Origin of the sequence: Martinezella multihospitum, from assembly GCF_900094585.1 — a bacterium.
GTDB classification, from domain to species: domain Bacteria; phylum Pseudomonadota; class Alphaproteobacteria; order Rhizobiales; family Rhizobiaceae; genus Rhizobium; species Rhizobium multihospitium.
Genome location: NZ_FMAG01000002.1, coordinates 909,227 through 924,749 on the forward strand (window position 1 = coordinate 909,227; position 15,523 = coordinate 924,749).

Consider the following 15,523-nt stretch of genomic DNA (forward strand, 5'->3'; position numbering starts at 1 on the left):
GGACCACATGGCGAAACAAGACGAACTGGTGTTTCTGCCTCTCGGCGGCGTCGGCGAAATCGGCATGAATCTCGCGCTCTATGGCTATGGTCCGGCGGAGCAGCGCCAGTGGATCATGGTCGATTGCGGCGTCACGTTCCCAGGCCCGGATCTGCCTGGTGTCGATCTCGTTTTGCCGGATATCCGTTTCCTCGCCAAGGAACGCAAGAACCTCAAGGGCATCATCATCACTCATGCCCATGAGGATCACTACGGCGCGTTGAACGATCTTTGGCCGGGCCTGAATGTCCCGATCTATGCCTCCGCATTTACCGCCGGCCTTCTCGAAGCCAAGCGCGATTACGAGAAGTCGATGGGCGAGATTCCCGTAACGCTGTTCAAGGCCGGCGACCGCATCAATGTCGGCCCCTTCGAGATCGAAGGCGTGGCCGTCAATCACTCGATCCCCGAGCCGATGTCGCTGATGATCCGCACGCCGGTCGGCAATGTCGTCCATACCGGCGACTGGAAGATCGATCATGAGCCGTCGCTCGGCCCGCTGACGGATGAGACCCGCTTCCGCCAGCTCGGCGATGAAGGCGTATTGGCCTTGATGTGCGATTCCACCAATGCCTTGCGCGATGGTGTTTCACCTTCGGAAAAGGACGTTTCGGAAAGCCTGCGCAAGATCATCGAGGATGCCGAGGGTAGGGTGGCAATCACCACCTTCTCCTCGAATGTCGGTCGTATCCGCACGATCGCCGAGGCTGCCGAAGCCGCCGGCCGCGAAGTGCTACTGCTCGGCAGCTCGCTGAAGCGCGTCGTCGACGTCGCCCGCGATATCGGCCTCATGGAAGGGATCAAGCCTTTTATCGCCGAAGACGAATATGGCTATATCCCGCGCGACAAGGTCGTGGTCATCCTGACCGGCAGCCAGGGCGAGCCCCGCGCCGCCCTTGCCAAACTTTCGCGCGACGAAATGCGCAATGTCGCATTGGCATCGGGCGATATCGTCGTCTTCTCCTCGCGCGCTATTCCCGGCAATGAAAAGGCGATCCAGGACATCAAGAATGGCCTGATCGAGCAGGGCGTGCACGTGGTGACGGATGCCGAGGCGCTCGTGCATGTTTCCGGGCACCCCCGGCGCAACGAGCTGCAGAAGATGTATGAATGGACGCGCCCGAAGGTCGTCGTGCCTGTTCATGGCGAGGCGACGCATCTGACCGCGCACAAGGAACTGGCCGAACAGAGCGGCATTGCCACCGTGCCGCGTGTGCGCAACGGCGATGTGCTGCGCCTTGCACCAGGCCCGGTCGAGGTGATCGGCGAGGCGCCGCATGGCCGCATCTTCAAGGACGGTATTCTGATCGGCGATTTCGACGAGATGGGCATCGGCGAGCGCAAGAAGCTCTCCTATGTCGGCCATGTCGCCGTCAATGTCGTGCTCGATGCCCGCTATGACATCGTCGGCGATCCCGACCTTGTGCCGATCGGCCTGCCGGCCTATGACGACGAAGGCGAGGAGATGGAGGATACGCTCTTCGATGCTATCGTCAGCGCCATCGAAAGCATTCCGCGCGCTCGCCGCAAGGATCTCAACATGCTGCAGGAGGCTGTCCGTCGTGCAGTGCGCGCCGCCGCCAACCAGGGCTGGGGCAAGAAGCCGATGGTGACTGTGTTCGTCACGCGCACCGGCGGCTGAGGTCTGATCGGTGAGGAGAGAGCCATGCTGGGGCGCATCAATCACATCGCCATCGCCGTTCCCGATATCACTGTCGCTTCCCGAATCTATCGCGAGACGCTCGGCGCAACCGTATCCGCGCCGCAATCCTTGCCCGAGCACGGCGTAACCGTCGTTTTCGTCGAGCTTCCGAACAGCAAGGTTGAGCTGCTGGAACCTCTGGGTGAAGCCTCGCCCATCGCCTCCTTCCTGGCCAAGAACCCGGATGGCGGCATGCATCATATCTGTTACGAAGTCGCGGATATCCTGGCGGCACGCGATCAGCTGGTTGCCAAGGGTGCGCGCGTGCTCGGCAATGGCGAGCCGAAGATCGGCGCGCATGGCAAGCCTGTACTCTTCTTGCATCCGAAGGATTTCTTCGGCACGCTCATCGAACTTGAGCAGGTGTGACATCAGAGCCGGATGATTTTTGGCGGAACTGGCCTAAAATCTGAATCTGCTTTAAGTGCGCTGATCGGCGCTTTGAAAGACAACTGCTTTGCCCCTATAAGCAGTTTGGAAGAGGAGGGGACGAGCGGGCTCGTCTCGAAGGGAGCACAATGGCACAGCAGATTGCCGCAGGTTTCGCCGTCTATTTCGTCATCTGGTGGATTACGCTTTTCGCAGTCCTGCCTTTTGGGCTGCGAACTCAGGCCGAAGATGAGCATGTGATCCTCGGTACCGTCGAAAGCGCGCCGACGAAATTTCGTGCCTGGCGGGTCGTGTTTGCCACGACGCTGGTATCGGCCCTTATCTATGGTGCCTGGTATATCGCCTCGCGTTATTTCGGGCTGAGTATAGATTCTATTCCGCAGATCGTTCCCAGCTACAAGTGATCTATAAAAATTGTAGATCAAAGGTGCCTGGAATGCGGGCGCCTTGCGATCGCCATCAATTCGTCACACGCTTGTCATGAGCGTAGCGCAAAGAATTTACAGCTTGTGTATATTATTTCAGCAGAAGCACGAACCGAGTGTTCCGGGCAAATCCGCGCGATCGAGGCTGAGCTGAGAAAGCAAAAAAAAACAAGGCCATAAGCCTTGTTTTAAAGTATCGCGTGATCCTTATCCGTTACCGGGGCAGCGACGAGCGCGCCTAAGATCTGATCCTCCCAAGACTTGACCGCGAAACGGCAAGAATTTAGCCTTCCTGCCTCTTTTGTGAGCTAAAATTAGCTCAAACATTGAGCTTTGTCATCCTTTTTTTTGCTTTTTTGCTACAGCGGCGCAGAATTTTTCTGTTGACGAATTTCCGTCGTAAATCCTTATAAACGTGCGCTTTTTCGAAACATCGAAAATAGGCTCTATCCCCTGTATTCTCGGGCTTTTGTCAAATTCTTCTATTGAAGAATGCGGGTTTCCTTCCTGCGCCGAAGCAGTTATGAACTGCCTCCAGTACATAATTTGCTAACGATTCCGCCGCGAGCGGAACGTCAAACCATCTGGAACAAGCGTCATGCGTCTGTCTCGTTACTTCATGCCCATCCTGAAGGAAAATCCCAAGGAGGCTGAAATTGTTTCCCATCGGCTCATGCTGCGCACCGGCATGATCCGGCAGCAGTCGCAGGGCATCTATTCCTGGCTGCCGTTGGGCAAACGCGTGCTGGACAAGGTCAACAAGATCATTCGCGAGGAACAGAACCGTTCCGGCGCCATTGAGCTGTCGATGCCAACGCTGCAGTCCGCCGAGCTCTGGCAGGAAAGCGGCCGTTATGACGCCTACGGCAAGGAGATGCTGCGCATCAAGGACCGGCAGGATCGGCCCATGCTCTATGGTCCGACCAATGAGGAAATGGTCACCGACATTTTCCGGTCCTACATCAAGTCCTACAAGGACTTGCCGCTGAACCTCTATCATATCCAGCTGAAGTTCCGTGACGAGATCCGTCCGCGTTTCGGCACCATGCGCTCGCGCGAATTCATGATGAAGGATGCCTATTCCTTCGATCTGACGCAGGAAGGCGCCGTACAATCTTATAACAAGATGTTCGCCGCCTATTTGCGTACCTTCAATCGCCTTGGTCTCAGGGCGATCCCGATGCGGGCAGATACCGGCCCGATCGGCGGCAATCTCAGCCACGAATTCATCATTCTCGCCGACACCGGCGAGTCGGAAGTTTTCTGCCACAAGGATTTCGTCAATTTCGACATTCCCGGCGAAGATACCAATTTCGATGATGTCGCCGCCCTGAAGGGGATTTTCGACAAGTGGACCTCGGTCTACGCCGCCACCTCTGAAATGCATGACGAAGCCGCCTTCAACGCCATTCCGGAAGGCGATCGCCTGTCGGCGCGCGGCATCGAGGTCGGCCACATCTTCTATTTCGGCACGAAATATTCCGAGCCGATGGGCGCGAAGGTGCAGGGTCCGGACGGCAAGGAACATGCTGTCCACATGGGATCTTACGGTATCGGCCCGACACGCCTTGTTCCCGCCATCATCGAAGCATCGCATGACGAGAACGGAATCATCTGGCCGGCTTCGGTCGCGCCTTTTGACGTCGTGGTGATCAACATGAAGGCTGGCGACCAGGCCTGCGACGAGGCTTGCGAGACGGTCTACGCCGCGCTGTCGAAGGCTGGCAAGGACGTGCTGTATGACGACCGCGACGAGCGCGCCGGAACGAAGTTCGCGACGGCCGATCTGATCGGCGTGCCCGTGCAGATCATCGTCGGTCCGCGTTCGATCGCGAACGGCGAAGTGGAAGTGAAGGACCGCAAGACTGGCGCTCGCGATACGATGACGGTCGAGGCAGCGATCAATCGGCTGGCAGGCTGATTGACGATACAAAGGATGGAAGGCGAATGGCGGTGAGCGCGGCAGTGGAACAGCAGGAAAATTCGTTCAAGGCCGGCCCATCGTCTCGCCCGTTTTCCGGTTTCGAACGGCTTGTGGCCTGGCGCTATCTGCGCTCCCGACGCAAGGAAGCCTCGATTTCGGTCATTGCCGGCTTCTCTCTGGTCGGCATCATGCTCGGCGTCGCGGCGCTAATCATCGTCATGGCCGTGATGAACGGTTTCCGCGCCGAGCTCTTCAAGCAAATTCTCGGTTTCAATGGTCATGTCGTTGTTCAGCCGATCGATTCGCCGCTGAATGACTATGCCGATCTGGCGAAGAAATTTTCGGCAGTTCCCGGCGTCACGATGGCCTTGCCGCTCGTCGAGGGGGAAACACTTGCCTCCGGTCGCGGCGGTTCCGGCACCGGCGCGCTGGTGCGCGGCATCCGTGCGGAGGATCTGACCAAGCTCAAATCGGTCTCCGATCACATCGTCTCCGGAGATATGGTGGGGTTCGCGTCGGGGCAGGGTGTCCTCGTCGGCAGCCGGCTGGCGCGGCAATTGGGTCTGACGGTCGGCGATCAGATCACGCTCACAGCGCCGGATGGCGACGTCACGCCCTTTGGTGTCAATCCGCGCGTCAAAGCCTATACGATCTCCGGCATTTTCGAAGTCGGCATGTCGGAATATGATTCCTCCGTCGTCTTCATGCCGCTCGAGGAAGCGCAGGTCTTCTTCAATGCCGAGGGCATCGTCGAGAAGATCGAACTCTTCATCACCAATCCCGATGATGTCGACGATCTCAGGCCGAAGATCGAGGAAGCGGCCGGGCGGCAGATCTTCCTGACGGACTGGCGGCAGGTCAACGCCACCTTCTTCTCGGCCCTGCAGGTCGAGCGCAATACGATGTTCATGATCCTGACGCTGATCGTTCTTGTCGCAGCGCTGAATATTATTTCAGGCCTCATCATGCTGGTGAAGGATAAAGGCAGCGATATCGCGATCCTGCGTACCATGGGGGCGACATCAGGCGCGATCATGCGCATCTTCTTCATGACGGGGGCGGCGATCGGCGTCGTCGGCACGCTTGCCGGCGTCATACTTGGCGTCCTGGTTTGTCTGAACATCGAGTCCATTCGCCAGTTCTTCTCGTGGATTTCGGGCACCGTGATCTTCAATCCGGAGGTCTATTTCCTCAGCAAATTGCCGGCCCAGATGAATCTTAGTGAAACCATCTCCGTTATCGTGATGGCACTCACTCTGTCCTTCCTTGCTACCATCTTCCCGGCCTGGCGTGCCTCGCGGCTCGATCCGGTGCAGGCGCTGCGCTACGAATAAGGATACCGCATTTGATCAAACGCAACGTCGTTCTCCAGCTCTCGGGCGTGGAGCGTCATTACGGGCAGGGGGAGACGCGTCTGTCGATCCTGAAGGATGCCGATTTCACCTTGCGCAGCGGCGAGATGGTGGCGCTGGTCGCTCCATCGGGCACGGGAAAATCGACACTCCTGCATGTCGCCGGCCTGCTGGAACATCCGGATGGCGGCGAGGTGCTCGTCAACGGTCAGGCCTGCGAAGCCTTGTCGGATGACAGGCGCACGGCTGTCCGCCGCAGCGAGATCGGCTTCGTCTATCAGTTCCACCACCTTTTGCCTGAGTTCTCGGCGCTTGAGAACATCATGATGCCGCAGCTCATTTCCGGCCTCTCGCGCAAGGATGCAAGCGCACGCGCAGCCCAGCTTCTCGATTACATGCGTATCGGCCATCGTGGCGACCATCGCCCGGCCGAGCTCTCCGGCGGCGAACAGCAGCGTGTCGCAATCGCCCGCGCCGTAGCCAATGCACCGCTGGTGCTGCTCGCCGACGAGCCAACGGGCAATCTCGATCCGGCGACCGCGCATTACGTCTTCGATGCACTGGAAGCGCTGGTGCGCCAATCGGGCCTCGCCGCCCTGATTGCCACGCACAATCACGAGCTTGCGGCCCGCATGGATCGCCGCGTGACGCTGAGCGAAGGCAAGGTGGTCGAGGTCTGATACCTTTACGGGACGATCAGGCCGCCGCGATAATCCAGCTCATAGGCTTTGCGTTCCCTGACGACGATAGCTTCGTAGCCATTGAAATGATGGCAGTCGCCGATGTTTTCGTCGACGTAAAGCCCATAGGCATGCTCGAACTCAAAGCCGCCGAGAAAGCGCTTCTCATCCAGATAGAGACGCAGAAGTGCTGCCTTGATGACCATGCCGGCGCGGGTGCCGTCGATCAGATCGGGCTCGACGATATGGCCAAAATAATTCATCGCCCAAACTGGCTGGTCGTCATGCCAGACGAGTTCCTGTCCGGCGAAATCCGTGCCGCCGAAATAGCTGTCGAGATAGCGCCAGCGGCCGCTCGCATAGCCGATGTCATGCGAGCCGCTTCGGCAGGACGGCAGTCTCTTACCATCGCCGACATAGGTCTCGGCCTTGGCGGTGACAATAAAATCGTTCAGCTCGGCAAGATCCGGCATGGCCCTCTCCAGTGTTGGTGAGCTGGCACGATGCCACCGAGCTGACGATTTGTAAAGAACAAAAAGGGAACATTTGCCGCTATTGGCCGATCTCGCAGGCCTTCTCTCCGATATCATCCTGCCAATCCTGGATGTTGACGGTCTTGGCATCGCCCTTCAGCGTCTTGCCGTCCTTCGTCACCTTGCCGGTCAGCACATTGTAATCGCAGCTATGGCTGTTATCGGGCTCGAGCGTATCGCGGGCATCGTAAGTGTAGCCGGCAACCACGAAACCGTTGTTGCGATAGGCAAGCGTCAGCGTCTGGTGCCAGCGATCGCGGCCAATGGCATCGTTCTGCGAGGTAATCGCGATCGAGCCGTTCGGCAGCGCGGCGATCGATGGTTCCTGGCCGTAAATGCCATCAGCCCCGGCTCTGCCCCATATCTTGTCCGGAGCGCTCGCAGCCAGCTGCAGTAGAGAATGTTCGCTGTCGCGCAGATAGATGTAGATGCCGATGGAGGTCTCATCAGGCTTGCCGGGCGCCACCAGAAGGGCAAGGTCCGGCTTGCCGTCCTTGTTCCAGTCGCCGATCGCGGCATCGACGATGCGGCCGGGTGCGTTTGCATCTTCGGCTTGAGCCGCAGTTGCAGTCAAAAGAAGGATGAGGGCGCAGGCAAGTGATTTCATCGTGATCTCCCTATTTGCCCTTGCATAGCGTCGGGTGTTCGCGGGGTCTATCGGAGTGCCAAAAACCCCCTGATGAAATTTATTGATGCTTCTATTGACTCTCGAACAAAAATGGAACAAAAAAGAAACATAACGAGTAAGGAGCGCGTAAATGACCGACATTATTCGAGACGTTGCAGCATTCACTTCCATCGTCATGTTCGTTGCCAGCTTTTCCCTCATCATGATGGCGATGTAAGTTTTATCCCCCGTTTGCACATGCTGTTCCCATATTTGATGGGAGCGACTTCTGGACTTTACGGTCCGCAATGCCGAAAATGTCGCCGATTCATTGAGGTGTGCGGAAGGGTATGAGATGGCGGATGCAGGTGGTAGCGGCGCGGTAGCGCCGGTCGGCGAAATGCCGGAATTCGTACACCTCAGGGTTCATTCCGCCTATTCTCTGCTAGAGGGCGCATTGCCGCTCAAGAAGATATTGGCCAAGGCTGCCGGCGACAGCCAACCCGCCATCGCGATTACCGATACCAACAATCTGTTCGTTGCGCTGGAATTCTCGCAAAAGGCGATGGACGAGGGACTGCAGCCGATCATCGGCTGCCAGGTATCGATCGAAATGGAAGACGGCGGCGAGGGTGAGAAGCGCGGGCCACAGCAGGCCTTGGCAAAGCTGCCGTCCATCGTGCTGCTTGCTGCCACCGAGCAGGGCTATGAGCGCCTCGTCGATCTCGTCAGCCGTGCCTATCTCGGCGGCGAAGGCAACCATGCCGTTCACGTTGCGGCCTCGTGGCTGGATGAGATCGGTACGGAAGGCCTGATTGCTCTCACCGGTTCGCTGACCGGCCCAGTCGACATGGCGTTGAAGGAAGGCCATGCGCCGCAGGCGCTTTCCCGTCTGCTGGCCCTGAAACGCCTGTTCGGCGACAGGTTGTATGTCGAATTGCAGCGCCATGGCACCTATGACCGCCGCCACGAGCAGAAGATGATTGCGATGGCTTACGAGCATGAGATTCCGCTCGTTGCGACCAATGAAGCCTTTTTCCCGACGCGCGACGATTATGATGCGCACGACGCGTTGATGGCGGTTGCCCACAACGCCATCGTCTCGGACGATACGCGGTTCCGCCTGACCCCGGATCATTATCTGAAAAGCCGCGCCGATATGGCGAAGCTCTTTGGCAACCTGCCGGAAGCATTGGAAAACACCGTCGAGATCGCGCGGCGCTGCTCCTTCATCCTGAAGACGCGCAAGCCGATCCTGCCGCGCTTTACCGGCGCCACCGATGATGCGGAGGAGGCCGAACGCGCCGAGTCCGCCGAGCTGCGTGCTCAGGCGGTCGAGGGGCTCGACCAGCGGCTCGCCTCGCTCGGCATGGCACCGGGCTACGGGGAGAAGGAATACCGCGATCGGCTGGAGTTCGAGCTCAGCGTCATCGAGCGCATGAAGTTCCCCGGCTACTTCCTGATCGTTGCCGACTTCATCAAATGGGCCAAGCGCCACGATATCCCTGTCGGCCCCGGCCGCGGCTCGGGTGCAGGCTCGCTCGTCGCCTACGCGCTGACGATTACCGACGTCGATCCGCTGCGCTTCTCGCTGCTGTTCGAGCGCTTCCTCAATCCGGAACGCGTCTCGATGCCGGACTTCGATATCGACTTCTGCCAAGATCGGCGCGAAGAGGTGATCCGCTACGTGCAGGCCAAATATGGCCGCGAGCAGGTGGCGCAGATCATCACCTTCGGATCGCTGCAGGCGCGCGCCGCCCTTCGTGACGTCGGCCGCGTGCTGGAAATGCCCTACGGCCAGGTCGACAAGATCTGCAAGCTGGTGCCGAACAATCCCGCCAATCCGACGCCGCTGAGCAAAGCGATCGAGGAGGAGCCGCGTCTGCAGGAGGAGGCGGATAAGGAGCCAGTCGTCGCGCGCCTTCTCGACATCGCCCAGAAGATCGAAGGCCTCTATCGCCACGCCTCGACACACGCCGCCGGTATTGTCATCGGCGACCGCCCGCTGTCGAAGCTCGTGCCGATGTATCGCGATCCGCGCTCCGACATGCCGGTCACCCAGTTCAACATGAAATGGGTGGAGCAGGCTGGGCTGGTGAAGTTCGACTTCCTCGGCCTGAAGACGCTGACGGTTCTGAAGACGGCCGTTGATTTCGTCGCCAAGCGCGGCATCTCGATCGATCTTGCCGGCATACCGCTCGACGACAAACTGAGCTACGAGATGCTCTCGCGCGGTGAGACGGTCGGCGTGTTCCAGGTGGAAAGTGCGGGCATGCGCAAGGCGCTGATCGGCATGCGCCCGGACTGCATCGAGGATATCATCGCGCTGGTGGCGCTCTATCGTCCCGGCCCGATGGAGAACATCCCGGTCTATAATGCCCGCAAGCATGGCGAAGAAGAGATCGAATCGATCCATCCGAAGATCGATTACCTGCTGAAGGAAACGCAGGGCGTTATCGTCTACCAGGAACAGGTGATGCAGGTCGCCCAGGTGCTGTCGGGCTATTCGCTCGGCGAGGCCGATCTTCTGCGCCGCGCCATGGGTAAGAAGATCAAGGCTGAGATGGACCAGCAGCGCGAGCGCTTCGTCGATGGCGCCATCAAGAACGAGGTTTCGAAGGGGCAGGCCGATGTCATCTTCGATCTGCTCGCGAAATTCGCCAATTACGGCTTCAACAAATCGCACGCCGCCGCCTACGCCGTCGTCTCCTACCAGACCGCCTATATGAAGGCGCATTATCCGGTGGAGTTCCTGGCGGCGTCGATGACGCTCGATATGTCGAATACCGAAAAGGTCAACGACTTCCGTCAGGATGCAAAGCGCCTGGGCATCGAGGTCATCGCGCCTTCGGTGCAGACCTCGTTCCGCCATTTCGAGACCGGCGACAATCGCATCTATTACGCGCTGGCGGCCATCAAGGGCGTTGGCGAATCCGCTGTCGACCATATCGTCGAGGTCCGCGGCGACCAGCCCTTCGCCGGTATCGAGGATTTCTGCCTGCGCATCGATCCCAAGCAGATCAATCGCCGCGTTCTGGAAAGCCTGATCTGCGCCGGCGCGTTCGATTGTTTCGAGATCGACCGCGCCCAGCTGATTGCCGGTCTTGACCGCATCATGGGCTATGCCCAGGTGGCGCAGGAAAACAAGCGCAGTGGCCAGCACGACATGTTCGGAAGCGCCGCGTCCGGCCCGGAAAAGATCGTGTTCCCATCCTACACGCCCTGGCTCGCTTCGGAGCGGCTGCTGCGCGAATTCCAGGTGCTCGGCTTCTATCTGACGGCGCACCCGCTCGATACTTACAAGAGCGTGCTCGACAAGATGCGCGTGCAGCCCTTCGCCGATTTCTCCGCTGCCGTGAAGCAGGGCGCCAGCAACGGCCGCTTGGCCGGCACTGTCATCTCGAAGCAGGAGCGCAAGACGCGCACCGGCAATAAGATGGGCATCTTCGTCTTCTCTGACGCCTCCGGCCAGTTCGAGGCCGTGCTGTTCTCGGAAGCGCTCAACCAATATCGCGACGTTCTCGAGGTCGGCAAATCCTTCGTCATAACGGCCCAGGCGGATGAACGCCCGGAAGGCATCAGCCTGCGTCTGCAGACGGCCCAGTCGCTGGAGGAGAAATCGCTGCAGATGCAGAAGGCGCTGCGCGTCTATGTCCGCGATTCCGGCCCACTGAAGGCGGTTGCCGCGCATCTGAACGCCAGGGGCGATGGCCTCGTCTCCTTCATTGTCATCAAGGAGGAAGGCTTGCGCGAGGTCGAGGTGGCGCTGCCGGAGAAATATCGCATCACACCGGAAATCGCAGCAGCGCTGCGAACGGCGCCGGGCGTGATCGATGTGGAGCTTGTTTAGCCCTTTTTCCCGAGCGCGCCGTTATTGGTGATGGTGATGAAATCGGTCTCGTTGCCGGTTTCCGGCCCGATGCCGGTGTCGGAAATCGTCAGCGATGAGCCTGATGTCAGGATATCCTCGATGCGGTGGCGGACATCGTCGGGAATGGTGATGCGGCTGAGCGCCTGTCCGGCGGCATCGAGCGATTGCGATTGTTCCTCGCTGGTGATCCCGTACCGCTTCTTCGTTTGCTTGCTCAGGTCTTCTTCCAGCGTCATCCCGAACCAGTCGGCCTTGCCGCTGATGCGGTCGATCGCGTTGGCGGTGAAGAAATGCACGCCGAGCGCCTCTTGCGGCTCGGCAATGATGGCGGGGCCTTCGAAGAGCGGCTTGAAGTTCTGGCGAACCATGATCGCTCCATTCGGCGGTTCGCCCTTGCCGGCGGCGGCATAGACCGCTTTCATCAGCGCGGGACTGACGAGGCCGCCCGTGGTCTTGATATCATGCGCCTTCTTGAAGTCTTCGATCGCCTGTACCGTTGACGGCCCGAGCATGCCGTCCGGCGTTCCGGTGATGAACCCCATTCCGTTCAGAATGCCTTGGAGGTCGCGCACATTCTCACGCAGGCCGCGTCGGGTGATGAGGATGCTGAGCGGGGCGGGATCGGGAGGCGGCGCAACGATCTCCTGAACCTTCGGTATCCGGATCGAAGTCACATCGTTCGTCGCAACCTGCAGCGATTGTCCCTGAGGCAGGAAGCTCGCGGTCATCGGACGAAGCTCGATGCCGGAGAACAGTGCTGGCGGAGGCGCTGCTGGCGGCTGGAACAGCGTTGCGTTTTCGAAAGGCTGAGGCACCAGCGGCTGATCGGCAATCACCACATGCACGCCGCGCTCGGTCATCTGGTAAAGCATCTCGGCAAAGGCTTTCGGCATGCGCACGCATCCGTGAGATGCCGGATAATTCGGAACCGAATTGGATTCGTGCAGCGCTATGCCCGACCAGGTCAGTCTTTGCATGAAAGGCATGGGCGCAGCCGAATAGAGATTGGACTCGTGATAGACCTTCTTTTCCAGAATGGAGAAGATTCCGCTCGGCGTTGTGTGGCCACGCTTGCCTGTCGAAACCTTCGACGTCGCCACCACCTGGTCGCCATCATAGACAGCAAGCGATTGCCTGTCTTTCGATACGACGATCTGCAGGGTGCGGGCATCCGGTGCGGCAAAGACAGGCTGGGAAAGGGCGGTGGCTGACAAAAGACCAAGCCCAAGCAACAAAAACGGCTTCATAGACACAAACCAAAACGCAATACTCGTAGTGCCCAAGGTTAGACTTCGAAGTTTAAGGAAGACTTGCCGAGAGGCTGCGCCTTGTTGCTCTGATGAAAGCGTCTGTCTGCTTGGTCGTCGCCAAATGCAGCATTGCCGAAGCGGAGCGCCAGGCTCGGCTGCGGCAATGGCTGAAACGTTGACCTCTGCGGATCAATGGGCGCTCGAGGCTACCCAGTTGTGCCAGTCCTGCTCGCTGCCATGGAAGGCGTTGAGGTCGATCTTGCCGTCGACGCCATGGGAGACACCGGAGCCGGAATACTGCCAGAACAGCCATTTACGGCCGGGATAGACCTTGGACGGATGGGCAGCAACGGCCCGGAGCCAGAAGGGATAGTTGAGCAGTTCGCCGCTCAGATTGTCGCGATAGAAATCGGGCGCCGTGTAGACGATCGGACGCTGGCCGTAATGCTTTTCCAGCCTGTCCAGGAAGACCTGCATCTTGGCAAGCACCTGCTCGCGCGAGGGGCGACGCTTGCAGCTCGATTCACCGTTCCACTCCACGTCGATAACAGGCGGCAGCGCGCCGGCTTCTCTCGGGACGTTGCGGATGAACCAATCGGCCTGTTCGCCGGCCGTCCGGCACCAGTAGAAGAAATGGTAGGCACCGTGCTTCAGGCCGGCCTGCTGAGCAGCCCGCCAGTTCTTCTTGAACATCGGATCGAGATGATCGCCGCCATCCGTCGCCTTGATGTAGACGAAGTTCGCACCCTGGGTGCGCAGCGTGTCCCAGTCGATCTCGCCCTGCCAGCGCGAAACGTCGACGCCATGCACAGCGAGCTTCCGGGGCGAGGTGGATGCGCCGAAGTTGATCGGCTTGGCATCGCGGAAACGATGGCTATAGATCTGCATCGGTTGCTGCCGCAGGGCGCGGGGCATAGGGTTTGATGGCGCGAGCATGGCGAGTGGCCGCTGCAGCGGCACAGGAGCGTCGCCATCGCTCTGGTCGGAAGGCATGAGCCCCTCCGGACGCAGATTCGTCGGCATCGCGACCGCAAGAGCCTGCTGTCGCTCGACATGTGAAACCGTTTCGCCGATTTCGACCGACGGCGTCGGCCTGCTGGTCTTTGCGATGGAGCCGGTCAATTCCTTGGAGGGTGGGGCGGCCTGCGCGGCTTCGCGCTCACCTCGGGCGGCGCAGCCTGAAATTGCCAAGCAGGCGAGAAAAATGGTCGATACAGCCGATAGACGCATAGGAACCCGTACGCAAAACACAATCGACGGCGGATCCGCGCCGTTCGGAAGTTACAGAATCCGAGTCCTAATGGAAATTTACCAAAAAAGTTTGAATCCGAGCTTTCTCGTGCACGGAATCGCGCGCGTAGCGTAATTTTCTTCGATCCGGCAAAATGTCACCGACTGGTGATTATTTGTGTAAGCTACTGTTATTTATGGTGTTTGTCGCCGAATGTGTAGCCGGTCTCGACGGTCTTGTTGCCGAATTTTTCTCGCAGCTTGTCCATGGCGGCCTCGGCAGCCGCTCGTCGTGAGGCCTGTACGTCGATGAGATCGGGTGGGTCCGCGCGCCCGGCATCGCCAAGATCGGTGACGCCGATACCAATGAGGCGGAACTTCGTGCCGTCAGTCTCGTGTTCGAGCATGCGCAATCCCGTACGGAAAATCCTGTCTGCGAGTTGCGTCGGATCCTCCAGGCGACGGTTACGTGTTCGGATCTTGAAATCCGAGGTTTTCAGCTTCAGCACCACCGTCCGGCCAGCGATGCCGCTGCGCTTCAGTCGGCGCGAAACTTTTTCCGCAAGGTCGCGCAGGATCGGTACGAGGTCGTCATGGCGGGAGATATCGTCGAAGAAGGTGGTTTCGGAAGATACGCTCTTTGCCGCTTCGTTGGGATGCACGGTTCGGTCGTCGATCCCTCGCGAGAGGCGGAAAAGCCGCTGCCCGATGACGCCGTAGCGGCGCATCAGATCGCCTTCCTCCATGGCCTGCAACTGGCCGATGGTGCGGATGCCATCTCTTTCGAGCGTTGCCGCGAAGGCTTTGCCGACGCCCCAGATGGTCGTGACCGGCCTCGGCTCCAGAAAAGACAGGGCTTCATCGCGGCCGATGACGGAGAAGCCTCGCGGCTTCTGCAGGTCGGAGGCCACTTTGGCGAGGAACTTGCAATAGGAAAGGCCGATGGAGATGGTGATGCCGATTTCCTGCTCCACCCGCTTGGCGAATTTGGCGAGGATGCGGGCCGGCGGATCGTGATGGAGCCGCTGCGTGCCGTCGAGCTCGAGAAAGGCTTCGTCGATCGAAAGCGGCTGAACGAGCGGCGTAAGCTCCTGCATCATGCCTCGAACCTCGCGGCCGACGCGGACGTATTTTTCCATGTTGGGACGGATGACGACGGCCTGCGGACACGCTTCCAGCGCCTTGAACATCGGCATGGCGGAGCGTACCCCATGGATGCGGGCGATATAACAGGCGGTGGAGACGACGCCGCGCTTGCCGCCGCCGACGATGACAGGCTTATCGGCGAGCTCCGGATTGTCGCGTTTTTCGATGGACGCATAGAAGGCATCGCAATCGATGTGCGCCAATGTCAGCCCATAGAGCTCCCGATGGTAGACGAGGCGGGGGCTGCCGCAGCTCCGACAGCGCGTGCGCGTGGCCGATTGCTCGCTCAAGCAATCGCGACAGAAGCCGGAGATCTTGTCGGGCGCATGGGTCATGGAATGAGAACAAAAATTGAACATCGCCACTTTATGTTC

The 15,523-nt window shown here is 59.4% G+C and carries 12 protein-coding genes; 7 read left to right on the forward strand and 5 right to left on the reverse strand.

Features of this window, described 5'->3' with window-relative positions; genetic code table 11:
* Positions 1 to 7 precede the first annotated feature (7 nt).
* The 6 genes from GA0061103_RS11235 to GA0061103_RS11260 all read left to right on the forward strand — a co-directional run bounded on the left by GA0061103_RS11235 (position 8) and on the right by GA0061103_RS11260 (position 6,512).
* Positions 8 to 1,681 (forward strand): ribonuclease J, encoded by a 1,674-nt coding sequence (locus GA0061103_RS11235; protein WP_092710935.1) that lies wholly within the window; start codon positions 8 to 10, stop codon positions 1,679 to 1,681.
* Between the two features lie 24 nt (positions 1,682 to 1,705).
* On the forward strand, positions 1,706 to 2,110 hold the full coding sequence (gene mce, locus GA0061103_RS11240; protein ID WP_092710938.1) for a methylmalonyl-CoA epimerase: 405 nt from the start codon (positions 1,706 to 1,708) through the stop codon (positions 2,108 to 2,110).
* A gap of 149 nt (positions 2,111 to 2,259) precedes the next feature.
* Positions 2,260 to 2,535, forward strand: coding sequence for a DUF1467 family protein (locus GA0061103_RS11245; protein WP_092710940.1), 276 nt, complete (start codon positions 2,260 to 2,262; stop codon positions 2,533 to 2,535).
* A 619-nt stretch (positions 2,536 to 3,154) separates the two neighbouring features.
* Positions 3,155 to 4,477: a proline--tRNA ligase gene (gene proS / locus GA0061103_RS11250; RefSeq protein ID WP_092710943.1), complete on the forward strand. Its 1,323-nt coding sequence runs from the start codon at positions 3,155 to 3,157 to the stop codon at positions 4,475 to 4,477.
* 26 nt (positions 4,478 to 4,503) lie between these two features.
* Positions 4,504 to 5,814, forward strand: a complete 1,311-nt coding sequence (locus tag GA0061103_RS11255) for a lipoprotein-releasing ABC transporter permease subunit (protein ID WP_092710946.1) — start codon at positions 4,504 to 4,506, stop codon at positions 5,812 to 5,814.
* Positions 5,815 to 5,828: 14 nt separating this feature from the next.
* Positions 5,829 to 6,512: an ABC transporter ATP-binding protein gene (locus tag GA0061103_RS11260; protein ID WP_092711260.1), complete on the forward strand. Its 684-nt coding sequence runs from the start codon at positions 5,829 to 5,831 to the stop codon at positions 6,510 to 6,512.
* Between the two features lie 5 nt (positions 6,513 to 6,517).
* On the opposite strand, the gene GA0061103_RS11265 is transcribed toward GA0061103_RS11260, so the two are convergent.
* A complete protein-coding gene (locus GA0061103_RS11265) occupies positions 6,518 to 6,985 on the reverse strand; it encodes a DUF5680 domain-containing protein (RefSeq protein ID WP_092710950.1) in 468 nt (155 codons plus the stop codon).
* 79 nt (positions 6,986 to 7,064) lie between these two features.
* Positions 7,065 to 7,652 (reverse strand): hypothetical protein, encoded by a 588-nt coding sequence (locus GA0061103_RS11270; protein WP_092710953.1) that lies wholly within the window; start codon positions 7,650 to 7,652, stop codon positions 7,065 to 7,067.
* A gap of 355 nt (positions 7,653 to 8,007) precedes the next feature.
* Here GA0061103_RS11270 and dnaE point away from each other — a divergent pair, with 355 nt between their 5' ends.
* Positions 8,008 to 11,502, forward strand: a complete 3,495-nt coding sequence (gene dnaE, locus GA0061103_RS11275; protein ID WP_092710956.1) for a DNA polymerase III subunit alpha — start codon at positions 8,008 to 8,010, stop codon at positions 11,500 to 11,502.
* Here the strand turns inward: dnaE and GA0061103_RS11280 are convergent.
* From GA0061103_RS11280 to GA0061103_RS11290, 3 genes are all read right to left on the reverse strand, one after another.
* Positions 11,499 to 12,770 (reverse strand): L,D-transpeptidase family protein, encoded by a 1,272-nt coding sequence (locus tag GA0061103_RS11280; RefSeq protein ID WP_092710959.1) that lies wholly within the window; start codon positions 12,768 to 12,770, stop codon positions 11,499 to 11,501. The two genes, dnaE and GA0061103_RS11280, sit on opposite strands and share 4 nt — an antisense overlap.
* Before the next feature lie 192 nt (positions 12,771 to 12,962).
* Positions 12,963 to 14,003, reverse strand: a complete 1,041-nt coding sequence (locus tag GA0061103_RS11285; protein WP_092710962.1) for a glycoside hydrolase family 25 protein — start codon at positions 14,001 to 14,003, stop codon at positions 12,963 to 12,965.
* 191 nt (positions 14,004 to 14,194) lie between these two features.
* Positions 14,195 to 15,484, reverse strand: a complete 1,290-nt coding sequence (locus tag GA0061103_RS11290) for a DNA polymerase IV (protein ID WP_092711262.1) — start codon at positions 15,482 to 15,484, stop codon at positions 14,195 to 14,197.
* Positions 15,485 to 15,523 lie beyond the last annotated feature (39 nt).